General features: G+C 73.3%; 15 protein-coding genes. 8 read left to right on the top strand and 7 right to left on the bottom strand.

Going from position 1 to position 20,648, the window contains the following annotated elements; translation table 11 throughout:
• Positions 1–162: 162 nt before the first annotated feature.
• From IE225_RS27920 to IE225_RS27900, 5 genes are read right to left on the bottom strand one after another with little or no spacing between them, the layout of a single operon-like run.
• Complete coding sequence (locus IE225_RS27920; RefSeq protein ID WP_190060402.1) at positions 163–1,473, bottom strand: DUF58 domain-containing protein; 1,311 nt, start codon at positions 1,471–1,473, stop codon at positions 163–165.
• On the bottom strand, positions 1,473–2,462 hold the full coding sequence (locus tag IE225_RS27915; protein ID WP_190060406.1) for an AAA family ATPase: 990 nt from the start codon (positions 2,460–2,462) through the stop codon (positions 1,473–1,475). Before IE225_RS27915 ends, IE225_RS27920 begins: the two co-directional genes overlap by 1 nt.
• A complete protein-coding gene (locus IE225_RS27910) occupies positions 2,462–3,661 on the bottom strand; it encodes a DUF4350 domain-containing protein (protein WP_190060401.1) in 1,200 nt (399 codons plus the stop codon). Before IE225_RS27910 ends, IE225_RS27915 begins: the two co-directional genes overlap by 1 nt.
• On the bottom strand, positions 3,658–4,467 hold the full coding sequence (locus tag IE225_RS27905) for a DUF4129 domain-containing protein (RefSeq protein WP_190060400.1): 810 nt from the start codon (positions 4,465–4,467) through the stop codon (positions 3,658–3,660). Before IE225_RS27905 ends, IE225_RS27910 begins: the two co-directional genes overlap by 4 nt.
• 4 nt (positions 4,468–4,471) lie before the next feature.
• Complete coding sequence (locus tag IE225_RS27900) at positions 4,472–5,854, bottom strand: DUF7847 domain-containing protein (protein WP_190060399.1); 1,383 nt, start codon at positions 5,852–5,854, stop codon at positions 4,472–4,474.
• Between the two features lie 140 nt (positions 5,855–5,994).
• Here IE225_RS27900 and mtnA point away from each other — a divergent pair, with 140 nt between their 5' ends.
• The 7 genes from mtnA (at position 5,995) to IE225_RS27865 (ending at position 15,451) form a co-directional block, all read left to right on the top strand.
• A complete protein-coding gene (gene mtnA / locus IE225_RS27895; RefSeq protein ID WP_190060398.1) occupies positions 5,995–7,149 on the top strand; it encodes an S-methyl-5-thioribose-1-phosphate isomerase in 1,155 nt (384 codons plus the stop codon).
• A 283-nt stretch (positions 7,150–7,432) separates the two neighbouring features.
• Complete coding sequence (gene mtrA, locus IE225_RS27890; protein ID WP_190060397.1) at positions 7,433–8,122, top strand: two-component system response regulator MtrA; 690 nt, start codon at positions 7,433–7,435, stop codon at positions 8,120–8,122.
• Position 8,123: 1 nt separating this feature from the next.
• Positions 8,124–10,472, top strand: coding sequence for an MtrAB system histidine kinase MtrB (mtrB, locus tag IE225_RS27885; protein WP_229880130.1), 2,349 nt, complete (start codon positions 8,124–8,126; stop codon positions 10,470–10,472).
• On the top strand, positions 10,447–12,348 hold the full coding sequence (locus IE225_RS27880) for an LpqB family beta-propeller domain-containing protein (RefSeq protein WP_190060396.1): 1,902 nt from the start codon (positions 10,447–10,449) through the stop codon (positions 12,346–12,348). Before mtrB ends, IE225_RS27880 begins: the two co-directional genes overlap by 26 nt.
• A gap of 200 nt (positions 12,349–12,548) precedes the next feature.
• A complete protein-coding gene (locus IE225_RS27875) occupies positions 12,549–13,487 on the top strand; it encodes a ComF family protein (RefSeq protein WP_190060395.1) in 939 nt (312 codons plus the stop codon).
• 314 nt (positions 13,488–13,801) lie between these two features.
• Complete coding sequence (gene hpf, locus IE225_RS27870) at positions 13,802–14,494, top strand: ribosome hibernation-promoting factor, HPF/YfiA family (protein ID WP_373303284.1); 693 nt, start codon at positions 13,802–13,804, stop codon at positions 14,492–14,494.
• Between the two features lie 201 nt (positions 14,495–14,695).
• Positions 14,696–15,451 carry a response regulator gene (locus tag IE225_RS27865; protein ID WP_190060393.1) on the top strand — a complete coding sequence of 252 codons (756 nt, stop codon included), beginning with the start codon at positions 14,696–14,698 and terminating at the stop codon, positions 15,449–15,451.
• Positions 15,452–15,513: 62 nt separating this feature from the next.
• Here IE225_RS27865 and IE225_RS27860 read toward each other — a convergent pair whose 3' ends face one another.
• Both IE225_RS27860 and IE225_RS27855 read right to left on the bottom strand, forming a co-directional pair.
• Positions 15,514–16,713: a winged helix-turn-helix domain-containing protein gene (locus IE225_RS27860; protein WP_190060392.1), complete on the bottom strand. Its 1,200-nt coding sequence runs from the start codon at positions 16,711–16,713 to the stop codon at positions 15,514–15,516.
• Positions 16,714–16,843: 130 nt separating this feature from the next.
• Positions 16,844–17,422, bottom strand: coding sequence for a GNAT family N-acetyltransferase (locus tag IE225_RS27855; protein WP_190060391.1), 579 nt, complete (start codon positions 17,420–17,422; stop codon positions 16,844–16,846).
• 293 nt (positions 17,423–17,715) lie between these two features.
• Between IE225_RS27855 and secA the strand changes: the two genes are divergently transcribed.
• Positions 17,716–20,529 (top strand): preprotein translocase subunit SecA, encoded by a 2,814-nt coding sequence (gene secA, locus IE225_RS27850; RefSeq protein WP_190060390.1) that lies wholly within the window; start codon positions 17,716–17,718, stop codon positions 20,527–20,529.
• Positions 20,530–20,648: the final 119 nt, after the last annotated feature.

Raw genomic sequence — 20,648 nt, 5'->3', positions numbered from 1 at the left:
AGCCTTACAGCGCCGATGGTACTGCAGGGGGGACCCTGTGGGAGAGTAGGACGCCGCCGAACAATTATTGGGAAAACCCCCGCATCACCGATGCGGGGGTTTTCTGCGTTTTCCGGTCTCTGTGCCGGGGACGGCATTCCGGGGCCAGGAGGCCCCGGTCGCTCACAATCGTCCCGCCGCCTTCAGTGCCAGATACGCGTCCGCCAGCGCCGGTGCCAGGGCGTCGGGCGTCGCGTCGACGACTGTGACGCCGTGGCGGCGGAGCTGTTCGGCGGTGCGGTGGCGTTCGGCCTGGGCCTGGGCCGCTGCTGCGGCCTCGTAGACCGCGTCCGTGGTGCCGCGGGCCCCGGCCATGCGGGCGATGCGGGGGTCCGCGACGGAGGCCACCAGCACCGTGTGGCGCTGGGTGAGCCGGGGGAGGACCGGCAGGAGGCCCTCTTCGACGGGGGCCGCGTCGAGCGTGGTCAGCAGGACGATCAGGGAGCGGCGTGGCGCCGTACGGAGGGCGGTCGAGGCCAGGCCCCGGGCGTCCGTCTCGACGAGCTCCGGCTCCAGCGTGGCCATGGCGTCGACCAGGGACGGCAGGAGGTCGCCGGCCGCACGGCCCTGGACGAGGGCGCGGACGCGGCGGTCGTAGGCGAGGAGGTCGACGCGGTCGCCGGCTCGGGAGGCCAGCGCGGCCAGGAGCAGGGCGGCGTCCATCGCCGCGTCGAGGCGGGGGGCGTCGCCGACCCGGCCGGCGGAGGTGCGGCCGGTGTCGAGGACGACGAGGAGGTGCCGGTCGCGTTCCGGACGCCAGGTGCGTACGGCGACGGTGGACTGGCGGGCGGTGGCGCGCCAGTCGATGGAGCGGGTGTCGTCACCGGGGACGTACTCGCGCAGACTGTCGAACTCGGTGCCCTCGCCGCGGGTCAGCAGGCTGGTGCGGCCGTCCAGTTCGCGGAGCCGGGCCAGCTTGGACGGCAGGTGCTTGCGGCTGGTGAACGGGGGCAGCACGCGGACCGTCCACGGGACCTTGTGGGTGCCCTGGCGGGCGAACAGGCCGAGGGGACCGTAGGAACGGATGGTCACGCGGTCGGCGTGGCGGTCGCCGCGGCGGGTGGGGCGCAGGCGGGTGGTGACCCGGCGGCGCTCGCCCGGCGGGACGGTCAGCCGGTGCCGGGACGCGGCCGTCTCCGTGCCGGGCTGCCAGCTGCTCGGCGGCCAGGCGTCGCGGAGCCGGGCGCGCAGCGGGCGCCGGGACGGGTTGGTGATCGTGAGGGTGACGTCGGCGGGTTCGCCGAGGCGTACCGAGGTGTCGCCGGAGCGGGTCAGGAGCAGGCGGCGCACCGGGGCCGCCAGGGCGTAGTCGCAGGCGCAGGCGGCGGCCAGGGGGACGTTGACGGCGAGGATGCCCGTCCAGCCGGCGTCCCAGATGCCGACGGGGAGGGAGCTGAGGGCCGCCAGGAGGGCGGCGCGTCCGGTGGGGGCCATCAGCGGGGGACCGGGACGTGGGTGAGGACGGCGTTGATGACGGAGTCGGCGGTGACGCCCTCCATCTCGGCCTCCGGGCGCAGCTGGACGCGGTGGCGCAGGGTGGGCAGGGCGAGGGCCTTGACGTCGTCGGGGATGACGTAGTCGCGGCCGGTCAGCCAGGCCCAGGCGCGGGCGGTGGCGAGCAGGGCGGTCGCGCCGCGGGGGGAGACGCCGAGGGTGAGGGACGGCGACTCGCGGGTGGCGCGACAGATGTCGACGACGTACGCGGCGATCTCGGGGGAGACCGTCGTCTTGGCCACGGCGGTGCGGGCGGCCTCGAGGTCGGCGCTGCCGGCGACGGGGCGTACGCCGGCGGCGCGCAGGTCGCGCGGGTTGAAGCCGGCGGCGTGCCGGGTGAGGACGTCGATCTCCTCCTGGCGGGAGGGGAGGGGGACCGTGAGTTTGAGGAGGAAACGGTCCAGCTGGGCCTCGGGCAGGGGGTAGGTGCCCTCGTACTCGACCGGGTTCTGGGTCGCGACGACCAGGAACGGGTCGGGCAGCGGGCGCGGGGTGCCGTCGACGGTGACCTGGCGTTCCTCCATGGCCTCCAGCAGCGAGGACTGGGTCTTGGGCGGAGTGCGGTTGATCTCGTCGGCGAGGAGGAGGTTGGTGAAGACCGGGCCGGGCTGGAAGGAGAACTCGGCGCTGCGGTTGTCGTAGACGAGGGAGCCGGTGACGTCGCTCGGCATCAGGTCCGGGGTGAACTGGACGCGCTTGGTGTCGAGGTCGAGAGCGGAGGCCAGGGCGCGGACGAGGAGCGTCTTGGCGACGCCGGGGACGCCTTCGAGCAGGACGTGGCCGCGGCACAGCAGGGCGACGACGAGGCCGGTCACGGCGGGGTCCTGGCCGACCACGGCCTTGGCGATCTCGGCGCGCAGGGCCTCCAGGGCGGCGCGGGCATCGGCCCGGTGCCCGGTCTGCCCGGCATTGTCAGTGGTCGGGTCCATCATGGACGGCGTACCTCGCTTTCGAGGGCGTCGAGCTGTTCGGTGAGGGTGATCAGGGCCGCGTCGTCGCGGGGCGGCGGGCCGAAGAGCAGGTCGTGCAGGGACTGTCCGTTCCTTTGCAGGTGGGCGGAGAGAGCGGGGAGCAGGGCCTCGGGCGTGTGCGCCTGGGCCACGGGGACGCCGACGAGGGGGGCGATGCGGGTGCGGGTGGCGGAGCGCAGGGCGGCGGCCGCGCGGTCGCGGGCGTCGGCCTTGCGGTAGAGGCGGGCGCGGCCTTCGACGGTCTCGGAGGCGCGGATCGCGACGGGGAGCCGTTCGGGGACGAGGGGGCCGAGCCGGCGAGCCCGCCACGCGGCGGCGACGGCGGCGGCGACGAAGAGCTGCAGCGTGCCCCACAGCCAGCCCGAGGGGATCAGGTCGAAGAAGCTGCGCTCGCCGGAGTCGGGGGCCGTGTCGTCGGAGAGGGAGGGGAGGTACCAGACCAGATGGGGGCGGGAGCCGAGGAGTTGCAGGGCGAGCGAGGCGTTGCCCTGCTGGTCGAGGCGGCGGTTGTAGAGGATGTCGGGGGCGCCGAGGACGACGGTGTCGCCGCTCCCGGCGGTCTGCGGGACGCGCAGCAGGGTGGGCAGGCGGTCGCTGGGGTAGCAGCGGTCGGCGTCCAGGAGGGGGGTGGTGTAGCGGATGCCGCCGGTGTCGGCGGTGCCCGCGCGCCGGGCGGCGGGCAGGTCGCAGTGGGGGGACAGGGCGGTGTCGAAGCTGACGGCGGGGTCGGCGCTGACGCCGGGGACGAGCCGTTCGACGGAGGCGGGGCCGGGGGCGACGAGGACGGTGCGGCCGCCGGAGCCGGCGGTCGCGGCGTGCAGCCGCTTCTGCTGACGGGGTGTCAGCAGGTCGGGCACGGCGACCAGGAGGGTGGTGTTCCGGCCGGCGGCGGCGCGGGCCTCGTCGAGCGTGGTGACGACCCGCGTGGACACCCCGCGGTCGGCGAGGAGCCGGGAGACGGCGCGGCTGCCGGAGGGGTCGGCGGAACGGGGGTCGAGGCGGCCGTGCCGGGCGTCCGAGCGCAGCACGGCGATCGCGACGGCTCCCGCCAGCAGGATCACCAGGGCGAGCAGAACGGCCCGCGCGCGGGTCCACAGGTGGCGGGCGGTGGGGGAGGTCGAAGTGGTGGCCGGGAGCGTGGCCTCGGGGGTCGTCATCCGGCCGCTCCCGGGCGAATGCCGGGCGCCGCACCGGCGCCGGTGTCCGCGCTGCCGCCGGTGGTGGTGAGCCGTGGCCGGGTGGCCTGCAGGTCGCGGTCGAGGCCGGCGATGCGCCGGTACGACTCCTCGGTGGCCCGGCGTCCGCCGTATGTGACGTCGTCGAAGTCCCGTGCGGCGGTGTGCAGCCGCCCGGTGTGCTCGGGCAGGACGCGGCCGGCCTCGGCGGCGGCCTCGTCGGCGGTGCGGCCGGGGCGGACGTCCAGCAGGGCGCGTTCCTCCAGGGAGCGGACGATGGCCCGCATGCGTTCCTGGACGGCCTGGTTCCAGTGGCCCTGGGCGGCGTGCGCCTCGGCGGCGGCGCGGTGTTCGGCGGCGCTGCGCGGACGGTCGTCGAACAGGGCCGCCGTGGCGGCGGGTGCGCGGCGCGGGGTGCCCAGGCGCCACCACAGGGCGGCCAGCACGGCGAGGACCGCGACGATGATGACGACGAGGCCGGTCGTGCCGCCGGGGGAGGCGGTGGAGGCCGCGTGGAAGACCTTGTCGAGCCAGTCCCAGAAGGCGTCCAGGGCGCGCTGGAGCAGACTCGGCTCGTTCTGGTGGTACATCCGCTTCGACAGTTCGCGTCGGGCCGCCTCCCGCGCCGGGTCGCGCGGGATCGTCAGCGGCGGCGCGTCGTCGGAGGCCGGCAGCGCCCGCACGGCCCTGCGGCCGGCCGGTGCCGGGCCGGCCGCGTGCAGCGCGAGCCGTACGGCCGTGCGCGGCAGTGCCGGTACGGCGGTGAGGACTCCCCCCGTCAGGTGCACCGCGTCAGCTCCCCGGGGTGGTGCCGGAAGGGGCGGAGCCGTAGCCGGGGACGCCGGCGGCGCGGGCCAGTTCCAGGTCGAGGGCCTCGCGGCGGATGCGCTGGTCGATGTAGAGCAGCACGGTCACGCCCGACGAGATCGGGAAGGTGATGGTGGAGCCGATCACCGCGCCGATGCCGCTGATGACGAGGTACGTCCAGCTGAAGGCGGCGCCGTCGGCGGTGAGGAACATGCCGACCCCACCGCTGGACGCGGCGGCGAGGAGGTTGAAGGGGACGACGACGATGGCGGCGACGATCTCCGCGAGGACCGCGGCCAGCAGCTGAATGCCGAGGACACGCCACCAGTTGCCGCGGACCAGCTTCGTGGAGCGGCTCATCGCCTTGCGGATGCTCTGCTTCTCCAGCATGAGGGCGGGCGAGGCGAGCGAGAACCGGATCATCAGCCAGAGCGTCACCACCAGCCCGGCCAGCCCGCCGAGGACGGCCAGCGCGGCACCCGCGGCCGTGGATCCCGCCGCGACGACCAGGATGCCCGGCGTGATGCCGGCACCGGTGACGACACCGGAGATGAGGATCAGCAGGAAGACCAGACCGAACAGCCTGGGCACCTGCGGGCGGGCGTCCCGCCAGGCCTCGCCGGCCGTCACCGGCCGGCCGAGCACCGCGCGGCTGGTGACCGTGGTGAGCAGCGCGGTCGCCAGCACGGTGCCGATCAGCGAGATCAGCACGCCGACGCCGAGGACGAGGAACGTGTCGCCCAGGGCGCGGCCCAGTTCCTCCGGGGTCGCGCTCGGGTCGCCGAGGGCGTCGGCGTCGGCGGTGTCCTTGAGCCACAGGCCCTGCAGCAGGACCAGGACGACCTGCGAGAAGACCGCGACGATCAGCGAGATGCCCAGCACCGTGCGCCAGTAGGTGCGCATCGTGGACACCGCGCCGTCGAGGATCTCGCCCACGCCCAGCGGGCGCAGCGGGATCACGCCGGGCTTGGCCGCGGGCGGGGGGCCGCCCCAGCCGCCGTAGCCGGGCGTCTGCCAGCCGCCCCAGCCGCCGGGGCCGCCGTAGGCGCCGGGGCCGGCCGGGCCCGCGGGGGGCGGGGTGCCCCAGCCCGGGCCGGGCGGCGGCGGGGGCGGGGTCTGGCCCGGGGCCTGGTCCTGACCCTGGGGCGCCGTGGGCGCGGTCCACTGGCCCGGTGGCGGCTGCTGCCGGGACCACTGGGCGCCGGGGTGCTGCGGAGGTGCGTCCGGCTGGTCCGCGGGCGCGGAGGAGCCGCCGGGCCGGTCGGCGCTGCCGGGCCGGTCGGCGCCGGACGCGTCGGATGCCCGCCCGTCGCCCGGTTGGTCGGGCGGGGTGGATCCGGGCGGGACCCAGCCCGGAGTGTCGTTCATCATCGCTCCTTCACGGTGCCCGTTCGCGGTCGCGGCGGCAGGTCGGGAGCCATCGTGCCATGGGGTGGTCAGGGGGCGACCGGCCGCGGTGGACGCAGCACACCTTCAATTGTCCGCCGAAAAAGGGGCAGACTGATCGCATGGCTGATCAATACGCGCACACGCGCGAGGACAACCGGCCGACCGACGCCCCGGCGATCCCGGCGATCCGCTGGGAGGAGCCGCCCGAGGGCCCCGTCCTGGTGCTCCTGGACCAGACCAGACTGCCGGCCGAGGAGGTCGAGCTGGTGTGCACGGACGCGTCCGCGCTGGTGGAGGCGATCCGGAGCCTCGCGGTGCGCGGGGCGCCGCTGCTGGGCATCGCCGGCGCCTACGGCGTCGCGCTCGCCGCCGCACGCGGCTTCGACGTGGACGAGGCCGCCACCGCCCTGGCGGGCGCCCGCCCCACCGCGGTGAACCTGTCCGTCGGCGTGCAGCGCGCTCTGTCCGCCCACCGGGCGGCGCTCGCCAAGGGCGGCACGACCGGGCAGGCCGCCGAGGCGGCACTGGCGGCGGCGCGGCAGCTGCACCGGGAGGACGCCGAGGCCAGCACCCGCATGGCCGAGCACGGGCTGGCGCTGCTGGACGAGTTGCTGCCCGGCGGCGGGCACCGCATCCTCACCCACTGCAACACCGGCGCGCTGGTGTCCGGCGGTGAGGGTACGGCGTTCGCCGTGGCGCTGGCCGCGCACCGCGCCGGGCGGCTGCGGCGGCTGTGGGTGGACGAGACGCGGCCGCTGCTGCAGGGCGCGCGCCTGACGGCGTACGAGGCGGCCCGGCACGGCATGGCGTACACGCTGCTCACCGACAACGCGGCCGGTTCGCTGTTCGCCGCCGGGGAGGTCGACGCGGTGCTGGTCGGCGCCGACCGGATCGCCGCCGACGGCTCGGTGGCGAACAAGGTGGGCAGTTATCCGCTCGCGGTGCTCGCCCGCTACCACCACGTGCCGTTCATCGTGGTGGCGCCGGTGACGACGGTGGACCCGGACACCCCCGACGGGGCGGCCATCGAGATCGAGCAGCGGCCCGGGCACGAGGTGACCGAGTTCGTCGTACCGCAGGCGCCCGTGGTCGGTGCGGGCGCCGGCACCCCGGTCGCGCCGCTGGGGACGCAGGCGTACAACCCGGCCTTCGACGTCACCCCGCCCGAGCTGATCACGGCGATCGTCACCGAGGAGGGCGCGGTGTCGCCCGTGACCGCGGAGGCGCTCGCCGAGCAGCGCGCCCGGTCGTCGCAGGCCGCCGGCAACGGCTGAGACACGGCGAGCGCGGTCCGGGCGGGTGTCCGGCCCGGTCCGCCGGGGCGGCCCGGGGCCCGGACCGCGCTCGCCGGAACGAACCGGAACGAAGGGGCGTTCGCGCCGATCTGCCCAAGTGGGCGGCGCGGTCGTCCGTGGTGCGCAAGGATTCGGCCAGTGATCGACGTGTTCCCGACGCCCGCGGGTGCGGACCAGGGCAGACAGCGGCGGGGTCGTACGACTATCGTCACGAGCCAGTGACGTGCCTCACCCGCACCTTCGCCACTGTTACGAGAATGGGATGATGTCGTTTATGAAGGGACGAGTCCTTGTCGTCGACGACGACACCGCACTGGCCGAAATGCTCGGCATCGTGCTGCGTGGTGAAGGTTTCGAGCCGTCTTTCGTGGCCGACGGCGACAAGGCGCTGGCTGCTTTCCGTGAGACGAAGCCGGACCTGGTGCTGCTCGACCTGATGCTGCCCGGCCGTGACGGCATCGAGGTGTGCCGTCTGATCCGGGCGGAGTCCGGGGTACCGATCGTCATGCTGACGGCCAAGAGCGACACCGTCGATGTCGTGGTGGGCCTGGAGTCGGGCGCCGACGACTACATCGTGAAGCCGTTCAAGCCGAAGGAGCTCGTCGCCCGCATCCGGGCGCGGCTGCGCAGGTCCGAGGAGCCGGCGCCGGAACAGCTGACCATCGGCGACCTCGTCATCGACGTCGCCGGGCACTCCGTGAAGCGGGACGGGCAGTCGATCGCGCTCACCCCGCTGGAGTTCGACCTGCTGGTGGCGCTGGCCCGCAAACCGTGGCAGGTCTTCACCCGCGAGGTGCTGCTGGAGCAGGTGTGGGGCTACCGGCACGCGGCCGACACGCGCCTGGTCAACGTGCACGTGCAGCGCCTGCGGTCCAAGGTCGAGAAGGATCCGGAGAAGCCGGAGATCGTGGTGACCGTCCGTGGCGTCGGTTACAAGGCGGGGCCGGCCTGACATGTCGCAGAACAGTGCCGCCTCGGCGCCCGGCCGGTCCGGAACGCGCGTCGGGCGGCCTGTGGGCCGGGCGGGTTCCCACTGGGCCCGGCTGCTGGAGGGCGGACTGCTGCAGGGCGGCGTCCAGGGCAGCCCGGTGCTGCGGCTGATCCTGCGCTGGGTGCGCCGGCCGCTGCTGCCCGTGATGCGGCTGTGGCGGCGCAACATCCAGCTCCGGGTCGTGGTCAGCACGCTGCTGATGTCGCTCGGCGTGGTGCTGCTGCTGGGGTTCGTCGTCATCGGCCAGGTGCGCAACGGGCTGCTCGAGGCCAAGGTCAAGGCCTCCCAGAGCCAGGCCACCGGCGGGTTCGCCGTGGCCAAGCAGAAGGCGGACGAGGTCGTCACCGGTACCGGCGACGACGGCTCCGCGGCGGACGGCCGCGAGTCGCAGAACGTGATCCAGTGGATGAGCGACCTCGTCGCCTCCCTCTCCAGCGGCGGCCAGGGCGCCTTCGACGTGGTGACCCTGCCGGCCGGCGGCAACGCCGGCGGCGGGCGCGGACCGCGCGCCTCCGGCACCGTCGACCCGACCGCCAGCGTTCCGGAGGACCTGCGCGCGCGGATCGGCGAGGGCACCACCGCCGCGCGCAGCTACACCCGCATCGTCTACAAGACCGGCGGCAAGGCCCCCCAGCCCGGCCTGGTCATCGGCAAGCAGCTCAACGACCCCAACGGCGACCCCTACCAGCTGTACTACCTCTTCCCGCTCACCCAGGAGGAGAAGTCGCTCAGCCTGGTCAAGGGCACCCTGGCGACGGCCGGCCTCTTCGTCGTCGTCCTGCTCGGGGCCATCGCCTGGCTGGTGGTGCGGCAGGTCGTCACACCGGTGCGGATGGCCGCCGGGGTCGCCGAGCGGCTCTCCGCGGGACGGCTGCAGGAGCGGATGAAGGTCACCGGCGAGGACGACATCGCGCGGCTCGGCGAGGCCTTCAACAAGATGGCGCAGAACCTCCAGCAGAAGATCAGCCAGCTGGAGGAGCTGTCGCGGATGCAGCGCCGGTTCGTCTCCGACGTCTCCCACGAACTGCGCACCCCGCTGACGACCGTGCGGATGGCCGCCGACGTCATCCACGAGGCGCGCGGCGACTTCGACCCGGTGACCGCGCGGTCGGCGGAACTCCTCGCCGACCAGCTCGACCGGTTCGAGTCGCTGCTCGCGGACCTGCTGGAGATCAGCCGCTTCGACGCGGGCGCGGCGGCCCTGGAGGCCGAGCCGATCGACCTGCGGGACGTGGTGCGGCGCGTCGTCAGCGGCGCCGAGCCGCTCGCCGAGCGCAAGGGCAGCCGCATCCGCGTGGTCGGCGACCAGCAGCCCGTCGTCGCCGAGGCCGACGCGCGCCGGGTGGAGCGCATCCTGCGCAACCTCGTGGTCAACGCCGTCGAGCACGGCGAGGGCCGCGACGTCGTGGTCAAGCTCGCCGCGGCGGGCGGCGCGGTCGCCGTCGCCGTGCGCGACTACGGCGTCGGGCTCAAGCCCGGCGAGGCCACGCGCGTCTTCAACCGCTTCTGGCGGGCGGACCCGGCACGCGCGCGTACCACCGGCGGTACGGGCCTGGGCCTGTCCATCGCGCTGGAGGACGCGCGGCTGCACGGCGGCTGGCTGCAGGCCTGGGGCGAGCCGGGAGGCGGCTCACAGTTCCGGCTGACCCTGCCGCAGAGCCTGGACGAGCCGTTGCGGGGCTCGCCCATACCGCTGGAGCCGACGGACTCGCGGCGCAACCGCGGTCTGCACGACGCCGGCGGGCCACGCGACGGAGACAAGCGCGCCACCGTACCGGCGCAGCCGCCCACCGCACCGACGCCCCTGCCGCGGGATCCGATCGTGCCGCGGCTGGCCATGGTGCCGCCCACCGCCGACCCGACCGCGCTGCCCGGCAGCGGCGCGCGCGTGGTGGCCCGGCCGGCGGCGGGAGCACGGCGTGCGGAGGACACTGCCGGTGGGGCCGGTGATGCCGGTGGCCCGGATGGTGCCGGAGATGTCGCCGGGGCCGACAGCGCGGATGCCGCCGGTGAGGCGGCCGGCGCGGGCTCGGCGGAGGCGGATACGGCGGCCCCGGACACGGGCGGGCCGGATGCGCCGGACGCGGGCGGGCCGGTGCCGGACGCGCCGTCGGCCGGAACGGCAGGGGCGGCAGAGAACGCGGAGAACGCAGAGAACGCGGAGAACGCGGAGAACACCGACGGGCCGGCGGAGGATGCCGGGAGGCCGGTTGCGGAGACCGAGCCGGGCAGGGCCGCCGACGGCAGGAAGTCGGAGGTCGGGCCCGAGGGGGCGCAGAAGGAGCATGGGGAGGCATTCCGTGGGCGCTGACCGCGAGGGAGGCGCGGATCGCGTGGGGGGCGCGGATCGCGAGGGCCGCGCGGGGCGTACGCGGGGCGTACGGCGGCCGGTGCGCGCGGTGGCGTACGCCGCGTGCGGTGCCGTCCTGCTGGCCGGGTGCGCCTCGATGCCCGACAGCGGGGACCTGCGGGACGTGGAGTCCACACCGCGCCAGGACGCGCAGGTCCGGGTGTTCGCCATGCCGCCCAGCGAGGACGCGCAGCCCCCGGAGATTGTTCAGGGCTTCCTCGAGGCTCTGACCAGCGACGATCCGCACTACGACACGGCGCGCAAGTACCTCACGGCCCGGGCCGCGCAGGCCTGGCACCCGGAGTGGTCCACCACCGTGCTCGCCGGCGCGCCCGCCATACGGGCGGTTTCCCCGCACAACCGGGAGGACACCGACGACTACCTGGTCAGGCTGGCCGGCGACCAGGTGGCCACGGTCGACGCGCAGCAGTCGTACACGCCCGTCACCAGGCGCTACCGCCAGACCCTGCACCTCACGCGCGACAAGAAGTCCGGGCAGTGGCGCATCGACGAGCTGCCGCAGGGCGTCGTCATGGGCAAGTCGGACTTCCAGCGCAACTACCTGTCCGTCGACAAGTACTACTTCGCCTCCAACACGCCGACCGGCTCCGGCGCGCGGCTGGCGGCCGTCGCGGACCCGGTGTACGTGCGTCGGCGCGTGGACCCGACGACGCAGATCGTGCGCTCCCTGCTGAACGGGCCCACCAGGTGGCTGGGCCCGGTGGTGCGCTCCAGCTTCCCCACCGGTGCGGGGCTGAAGAAGGGGGTCGCCTCGCTGGCGCCCGACGACCAGAACAAGCTGACCGTGCCGCTGGAGACCGGATCCGCGCGGGTGGGGGAGCGCAGGTGCGCGGAGATGGCGACGCAGCTGCTGTTCACGCTGCAGAGCCTCACGCCCACCGTGGAGGAGGTCGAGCTGGAACGCGCCGACGGCCACCGGCTGTGCGACCTGCCCCTGGGCAGAGCCGAGGCGGTGGCCACGCACGGCTCGCTGCAGCAGCCGTCCTACCTGTACTTCATCGACGACAAACACCGTCTGGTCCGGCTCTCCGCCGACGGCAACCGGACACAGACCGATCCGGTGCCCGGCGCGTTCGGGGAGAGCGGCGCGCAACTGGGGTCGGCGGCGGTGTCGCGCGACGAGCACACCGCGGCCGGGGTCAGCATCGACGGCGGGAACCTGTACGTCGCCTCCATGGCGTCGGGCAGTTCGCTCGGCGACCCCGTCCTGCACAGCCAGGGCAGTGCGGTCGAGGACCGGCTGACGACGCCCAGCTGGGACGGCGACGGCGACCTGTGGGTGGCCGACCGCGATCCCAAGCACGCGCGGCTGCTCGTGCTCGAGCAGGGCGCGGGCTCACCCGTCGAGGTGCGCACACCCGGCCTGGACGGGCGCATCGAGGCGGTGCGGGTGGCCGTCGACGGGGTGCGTGTCGCACTCGTGGTGGAGAAGGGCGGCAGGCGCTCGCTGCTCATCGGGCGGATCGAACGCGACAGCGGCGCCAACGGACGGCCGGTGATCTCCGTCCTCGAACTGCGCTCGGCCACACCCGAGTTCGAGGACGTCACCGACATGTCCTGGGCCGGGGACAGCCGGCTCGTGGTCGCCGGGCGCGAGGAGGGCGGCGTGAAGACCATGCGCTACGTCCAGGTCGACGGCTCCACGCCGGAGGGCCCGGCGCCGACCGCGCTGACCGGCGTGAAGAAGATCGCCGCGTCCGAGGACGACCGGCTGCCGCTGGTGGCGTACTCCGAGGACGGCATCGTCCGGCTGCCGTCCGGAGCGCAGTGGCAGAAGGTGGTCAAGGACGGGTCGGCACCGGTCTACCCGGGGTGAGGCGACGGGCACGGACTGCCGGTGACCTGTGCGCCGGGATGGCCGGTGACCGCGTCCGACCTGCGGCTTTCTGGTGCCGTTTGGTGCCGTCCGATGCCGTCCCTCGTGCGGGGGACGGCTGTGGGCGGTGGCGCGCGGTTGTCCACAGGCGGTTCTCCACAGGGGTGGCCGGGGCGTGCGGGCGCGGGCACAGTGGTCGCATGCGGGGGTGGTGGCAGGACCTCACCGGCCTGGTGCTGCCGGCCGAGTGCGCGGGTTGCGGCAGGGCTCGCACGGTGCTCTGCCGGGAGTGCCGTACGGCCCTGACCGGGGCCGCGCCGCGCCGGGTGCGGCCGGTGCCGGAGCCGGCGGGGCTGCCGGCGGTGCACGCGGCGGCCGCGTACGCCGCCGGGGTGCGCGCCGCCCTGCTGGCCCACAAGGAGCGGGGCGCCCTGCTCCTGGCGGGCCCACTGGGCGAGGCACTGGCGGGTGCCGTGCGGAGAGGACTTCGGGACGCGGGAGCGGAAGGGGGTGCAGGCGGGGGCGGCGCCCGTGCGGTGCTGATCGTCCCCGTGCCGTCGGCGCGCACAGCGGTGCGGGCGCGCGGGCATGATCCGACGCGGCGGATCGCCCTGGCGGCGGCGCGGGAGCTGCGGCGGGGCGGCACGGCGGCGCGGGTGGTGACGGTGCTGCGGCAGCGCCGGATTGTGGCCGACCAGTCGGGGCTCGACTCCCGGCAGCGGCTGGCCAATCTCTCCGGCGCGCTGGAGGCCGTCCCCGGCGGCGGCCGGTTGCTCGCCGGCGGCGCGGTCGTCCTCGTGGACGACCTGATGACGACGGGCGCCTCGCTGGCCGAGGCGGCGCGGGCCGTGCGGGCCGCCCTGGTCGCGGAGGCGGGCGCGGAGACGGGCGCCGAGGCGGTCCGTGGTGCGGGCGGGAAGTGGACACGCACGTGTGGAGACCCGATGACGGCCGTGTACACCGGGGAGATCCGGGAAGGCACAGGGGAACGGACGGCGCGGGCGTCGGGAGGGAGGGCGGTGCGGACACCGCGGGCACCCCGGGCACCGGAGCGGGCGGAAGCCGGTCGCCGGTGCGGACCGGTCTGCGCGGCGGTGGTCGCCGCGCCATCGGATTCCTTCGCAATAAGCCGGAACTGACTGAGAACGTGCGACGTTGCAGGTAATAAGGACGCCAATTCACCTGAACGGAGGTACGCCGCAGTAGAGGGTGACGGCATCCGTCCGGGCGAGATATGTTCGGTTGTGAGGGAAGGCGCAGGCCACACCCTTCATATCCGAATGCCGTGCTGCGGGTTTTTCGCAATCACCCGAGCCGGTGGGGTGGAGATCTTGCCCACGGGGGAGGAGGAGGTGGACGTCACCGAGTCCGAGGTTCCGGGGCTCACCGGAGCTTGGTGCAAGTGGGAGATGCTCCGCCGTCGGAGCGGGGCTATCCGGGAACGGAGTTCTGCGTGGACATCGTCGTCAAAGGCCGCAAGACCGAGGTACCCGAGCGGTTCCGCAGGCACGTGGCCGAGAAGCTGAAGCTGGAAAAGATCCAGAAGCTCGATGGCAAGGTGATCAGCCTCGACGTCGAGGTGTCCAAGGAGCCCAACCCCCGACAGGCGGACCGGTCCGACCGGGTGGAGATCACGCTTCGCTCCCGTGGTCCGGTCATCCGGGCAGAGGCAGCGGCCAGCGATCCGTACGCGGCACTGGACCTGGCCACCGAAAAGCTCGAGGCCCGGCTGCGCAAACAGCACGACAAGCGATGCGCCCGGCGCGGCACGAAGCGGCTCTCGGCGGCCGACGTCGCCGACCACGTCCCGGGTGTCGCCACCCTGAGCGGCAACGGCAGCCCCGTTGTGCAGGAAAAGCCGGAAGAGGTGCCGACCAAAAAGATCGGCCCGCTCGAGGTGAAGGGCGACGGACCCCTCGTCGTCCGCGAGAAGACGCACGTCGCCGCCCCGATGACTCTCGACCAGGCCCTCTACGAGATGGAACTGGTCGGCCATGACTTCTACCTCTTCGTCGACTCCGAGACCAAGGAGCCGAGCGTCGTCTACCGGCGGCACGCGTACGACTACGGTGTGATCCACCTCAGGACGGACCCGATGATCGCGCAGGAACCCTCTCCCGAGGCGGGCGGCTCGCTGGGCGGCTGACCCCCGGGTGACGGCGGAGCCGGTGCCCCTGGAGCGCTTGTGCGCCCCCAGGGGCACCGGCGTGCGACCCTCGGCGCACCGCTTCGTCACCTCGGTGCCGTCCGGGCATGGAATCATGGCCGCAACGGCTCAACGGACGGGCCGTTGCCTTGGGTTGGCGATGGCACGGGACCACAGGCCACAGCCTCAGGGGGAGGAACGATGGCGGACACCTTCGGACCGGTCGGACCGATGCGGGACGGGGAGGCCGACGACCGCGTCGCCGGCGCGAACCGGGACGCGGAGGCCTCGCGCAAGGAGCCGATCAGAGTCCTGGTCGTGGACGACCACGCCCTCTTCCGCCGCGGCCTGGAGATCGTGCTCGCCGCCGAGGAGGACATCCAGGTCGTCGGCGAGGCGGGCGACGGCGCCGAGGCCGTGGAGAAGGCCGCCGACCTGCTGCCCGACATCGTCCTGATGGATGTGCGGATGCCCAGGCGGGGCGGCATCGAGGCGTGCACCGCCATCAAGGAGGTCGCCCCCAGCGCCAAGATCATCATGCTGACGATCAGCGACGAGGAGGCCGACCTCTACGACGCGATCAAGGCGGGCGCGACCGGGTACCTGCTGAAGGAGATCTCCACCGACGAAGTGGCCACCGCCATTCGCGCCGTGGCCGACGGCCAGTCGCAGATCAGCCCGTCCATGGCCTCCAAGCTGCTCACCGAGTTCAAGTCGATGATCCAGCGCACCGACGAGCGCCGCCTGGTGCCCGCACCGCGGCTGACCGACCGTGAGCTGGAGGTCCTCAAGCTCGTCGCCACGGGGATGAACAACCGGGACATCGCCAAGGAGTTGTTCATCTCGGAGAACACCGTGAAGAACCACGTGCGCAACATCCTGGAGAAGCTCCAGCTGCACTCCCGGATGGAGGCGGTGGTCTACGCGATGCGGGAGAAGATCCTCGAGATCCGCTAGCTCAGGACTGGCCCAGGACTGGCCCAGGGCTGGCTCAGAACTGGCCCAGGACTGGCCCAGGATCAGCCCAGAACGCGGGCCAGTTCCCGGATGAGCGGCTCGCGCAGCTCCGGTGCGTCCACGCGCTCCACGCGGACGTCCGTGCACGCCACCCAGCTCGCCGCCTCCACCAGCGCTTCGGCGACGGCCGGTACGGCCCGCGCGCCGTCCAGGGTGACCTGCCGGGCCACCAGCGTGCGCCCCTCGCGCGCCGGGTCGACGCGGCCGACGAGGCGGCCGCCGGCCAGGACCGGCATCGCGAAGTAGCCGTAGACCCGTTTCTGCCGGGGCACGTAGGCCTCCAGGCGGTGGCTGAAGCCGAAGATGCGTTCCGTGCGCGCCCGTTCCCAGATCAGGGAGTCGAACGGGGACAGCAGCGTGGTGCGGTGGCGGCCGCGCGGCGGGGTCTCCAGGGCCGCCGGGTCCGCCCAGGCGGGCCTGCCCCAGCCCTCGACCGTGACCGGCACCAGGCCCGAGTCGGCGATCACCGCGTCCACCTGCTCGCCCTTGAGACGGTGGTAGTCGGCTATGTCCGCGCGCGTGCCCACCCCCAGGGCCTGGCCCGCCAGCCGCACCAGGCGGCGCAGGCACTCGCGGTCGTCCAGCTCGTCGTGCAGCAGCGCGGCCGGGATCGCGCGCTCGGCCAGGTCGTACACCCGCTTCCAGCCGCGGCGCGTCACGCACACCACCTCGCCGTACATCAGTGCCCGCTCCACCGCGACCTTGGTGCCGGACCAGTCCCACCACTCGCTGGTGCGCTTGGCGCCGCCCAACTCGGTGGCCGTCAGCGGGCCCTCGGCCCGCAGCTGCTTGACGACCTGCTCGTAGGTGCCCTCGGGCAGCTCGTGGTTCCAGTGCGGGCGGCTGCGGTAGGCGTGGCGGCGGAAGGCGAAGTGGGGCCACTCCTCGACGGGGAGGACGCAGGCGGCGTGCGACCAGTATTCGAAGGCGTGCGGCGCCGGGGAGGCGCTGCCCGACCCGGTCACCCAGTAGGCGTCTTCCACCGCCCGGCGGCCCACCGCGCCCAGACGGGCGTAGGGCACCAGCTCGTGGGAGCGGGCCAGCACCGAGATCGTGTCGAGCTGCACCGCGCCGAGGCGGCGCAGCACCCCGCGGACACCGGCCCGGCGGTCGGGCGCGCCGAGCAGGCCCTGGGCGCGCAGGACGATGCGGCGGGCTTCGTCGGCGGACAGCTCCGTGGTCGGACGCGGCAGGCTCGTCATGGCACCGGACGATAGAGGACGCCACTGACAACGCTGATAACGCTGACAGCACCGACAACGCCGCCGGGGCAGCCGGCGCGACCGGCACCGCCGGGACAGCCGGCACCGCCCGCCCCTCCGCGCTACCGCGCTACGCCGGCCGTTCCGGCGCCGGTATGTACGGCATCGTCGACGGCAGGCCCAGGTCCGACGGCAGCAGGGAGCCGACCCAGCAGTCGCGGCGCACGCCCTGGTGGACGAGGGCGGAGCGGTGGGTTCCCTCCAGGGTGAAGCCGACGCGCTCGGCCACCGCGAGGGAGGCGGTGTTGCCGACCTCCGCGCGCCACTCCACCCGGTCGACGCCGAGCCGGGTGAACGCCCAGCGGCAGGCGGCGGCGACGGCCTCGGTGACGTAGCCGTTGCCGCGGTGCTCCTTGGCCGCCCAGTAGCCGATCTCGGCGGTGCCCGGCGGGTGCATCGACAGGCCGAGCATGCCCGCCAGCGCGCCCGAGGGGAGGAAGAGGCCGAAGGTGAACGCCGAGTCGTTCGCCCAGCCGTCGGGCACGATCTGCTCGGTGAACGCGCGCGCGTGCTCGTACCGGTACGGCGAGGGGACGGTCGTCCAGCGCTGGATGCTCGGCTCCTGCACGGCGGCGTAGACCGCGTCGGTGTCCTGCGGTCCCACGGTCCGCATCAGCAGGCGCCCGGTGGTGAGGGTGACGGGTTCCATCGGCTGATTCTGCGCGGACACGACGGGTGCCGCCACGCATTTTCGCCCCGGGTGAGCGGGCGGCCTCGCCCCGGGTGAGCGGGCGGCCACGATGCGCGCAATTCCGTGCGGCAGCGCGGCACCATCCGCGCCGCTCGGCCGTTGTCCTCTGTGCAGGAGACGCGCAGCAGTGGACGGCCGCCGTTTCGCCGGACCTCCCGGCCCGGCGGGATCCTCGCATACGATGGCCGTTGCTCAGTACGTCAAGTGGTAACCGACCGTCCCAGGCCCGACCGGCAAGGAGACAAGCCCCCGTGTCCGTCCTCTCGAAGATCATGCGTGCAGGCGAAGGCAAGATCCTGCGCAGACTGCACCGCATCGCGGACCAGGTCAACTCCATCGAAGAGGACTTCGTCGGCCTCTCCGACGCCGAGCTGCGGGCCCTCACCGACGAGTACCGGCAGCGGTACGCCGACGGCGAGAGCCTCGACGACCTGCTGCCCGAGGCGTTCGCGACGGTCCGCGAGGCCGCCAAGCGCGTCCTCGGCCAGCGGCACTACGACGTGCAGCTGATGGGCGGTGCCGCCCTCCACATGGGTTACGTCGCCGAGATGAAGACCGGTGAGGGCAAGACCCTGGTCGGCACGCTGCCGGCCTACCTGAACGCGATCTCCGGAGACGGCGTCCACATCGTCACGGTCAACGACTACCTGGCCGAGCGCGACTCGGAGTTGATGGGCCGCGTCCACCGGTTCCTCGGCCTGTCCGTGGGCTGCATCCTGGCGAGCATGACGCCGGCCCAGCGCCGCGAGCAGTACGCCTGCGACATCACCTACGGCACGAACAACGAGTTCGGCTTCGACTACCTGCGCGACAACATGGCCTGGTCGAAGGACGAGCTCGTCCAGCGCGGCCACAACTACGCCATCGTCGACGAGGTCGACTCCATCCTCATCGACGAGGCCCGTACGCCGCTGATCATCTCCGGCCCCGCGGACCAGGCCACCAAGTGGTACGCCGACTTCGCCAAGCTGGTGCAGCGCCTCAAGCGCGGCGAGCCCGGCAACCCGCTCAAGGGCATCCCCGAGACCGGCGACTACGACGTCGACGAGAAGAAGCGCACGGTCTCCATCCACGAGTCCGGTGTCCAGAAGGTCGAGGACTGGCTGGGCATCGACAACCTCTACGAGTCGGTCAACACCCCGCTCGTCGGCTTCCTGAACAACGCCATCAAGGCCAAGGAGCTGTTCAAGCGCGACAAGGACTACGTCGTCATCGACGGCGAGGTCATGATCGTCGACGAGCACACCGGCCGCATCCTCGCCGGTCGCCGCTACAACGAGGGCATGCACCAGGCGATCGAGGCGAAGGAAGGGGTGGAGATCAAGGACGAGAACCAGACGCTCGCCACGATCACCCTGCAGAACTTCTTCCGCCTCTACAAGAAGCTGTCCGGCATGACCGGTACGGCGATGACGGAGGCCGCCGAGTTCCACCAGATCTACAAGCTCGGCGTGGTGCCCATCCCCACCAACCGGCCGATGATCCGCAAGGACCACCCGGACCTCATCTACCGCACCGAGGTGGCCAAGTTCGAGGCGGTCGTCGACGACATCGAGGAGAAGCACCGCAAGGGGCAGCCGATCCTCGTCGGCACCACCTCGGTGGAGAAGTCCGAGTACCTCTCCCAGCAGCTCAGCAAGCGCGGCATCCAGCACGAGGTGCTCAACGCCAAGCACCACGAGCGCGAGGCGCAGATCGTCGCCCAGGCCGGCCGCAAGGGCGCCGTCACCGTGGCCACCAACATGGCCGGCCGCGGTACCGACATCAAGCTCGGCGGCAACCCCGAGGACCTCGCCGAGGCGGAGCTGCGCCAGCGCGGCCTCGACCCCGAGGAGCACATCGAGGAGTGGGCGCAGGCCCTGCCCGAGGCGCTCAAGCGGGCCGAGGAGGCGGTGAAGGCCGAGAAGGAGGAGGTCGAGAAGCTCGGCGGCCTCTACGTGCTGGGCACCGAGCGGCACGAGTCGCGCCGGATCGACAACCAGCTGCGCGGCCGCAGCGGCCGTCAGGGCGACCCGGGCGAGTCCCGTTTCTACCTCTCCCTCGGCGACGACCTGATGCGGCTGTTCAAGGCGCAGATGGTCGAGCGCGTGATGTCGATGGCGAACGTCCCCGACGACGTGCCGATCGAGAACAAGATGGTCACGCGCGCGATCGCCTCGGCGCAGGCGCAGGTCGAGCAGCAGAACTTCGAGGCCCGCAAGAACGTCCTGAAGTACGACGAGGTCCTCAACCGCCAGCGCGAGGTCATCTACGGCGAGCGGCGCCGCGTCCTGGAAGGCGAGGACCTGCACGAGCAGATCCAGCACTTCATGGACGACACCATCGACGCCTATGTCCAGGCGGAGACCTCCGAGGGCTTCCCGGAGGACTGGGACCTCGACCGGCTGTGGGGCGCGTTCAAGCAGCTCTACCCGTGCAAGGTCACCATCGAGGAGCTGGAGGAGGCGGCCGGCGACCGCGCGGGCCTGACCGCCGAGTTCATCGCCGAGTCCATCAAGGACGACATCCGCGAGCAGTACCGGCTGCGCGAGGAGCAGCTCGGCTCCGAGATCATGCGCGAGCTGGAGCGCCGGGTGGTGCTGTCGGTCCTGGACCGCAAGTGGCGCGAGCACCTCTACGAGATGGACTACCTCCAGGAGGGCATCGGCCTGCGCGCCATGGCGCAGAAGGACCCGCTGGTGGAGTACCAGCGCGAGGGCTACGACATGTTCGTGGCCATGATGGAGGGCATCAAGGAGGAGTCCGTCGGCTACCTGTTCAACCTGGAGGTGCAGGTCGAGCAGCAGGTCGAGGAGGTTCCCGTCGAGGAGGCCCAGCCGTCCCCGGAGAAGGTGCAGGACGCCGTGCCGGCGCAGGCGGGCGCGCGCCCCGAGATCCGCGCCAAGGGCCTCGAGGCACCCCAGCGCCGCGACCTGCACTTCGTGGCCCCCACCGTCGACGGCGAGGGCGGCGTCATCGAGGGCGAGTTCCCCACGGACGGGGAACCGGCCCGCGCCGCCACCGACGGCCTCACCCGCGCGGAGCGCCGCAAGCAGGCCCGGGGCGGGCGGCGCCGCAAGAAGTAGCCGCGGCGGCGGTACGGCGCGCAGGGGCCGGGCACCGGGGAATCGGGCCCGGCCCCTCGCCGTGACGGCCTGCCGTGCCGGGCCGGTCACCGGTCGCGTCGGGCCGGTCGCCGGCCGCC

It is taken from the genome of Streptomyces echinoruber, from assembly GCF_014651135.1.
Classification (GTDB): domain Bacteria; phylum Actinomycetota; class Actinomycetes; order Streptomycetales; family Streptomycetaceae; genus Streptomyces; species Streptomyces echinoruber.
The sequence above is the reverse complement of the archived record's forward strand: the minus strand, read 5'-3'. Positions and strand labels throughout refer to the sequence as shown.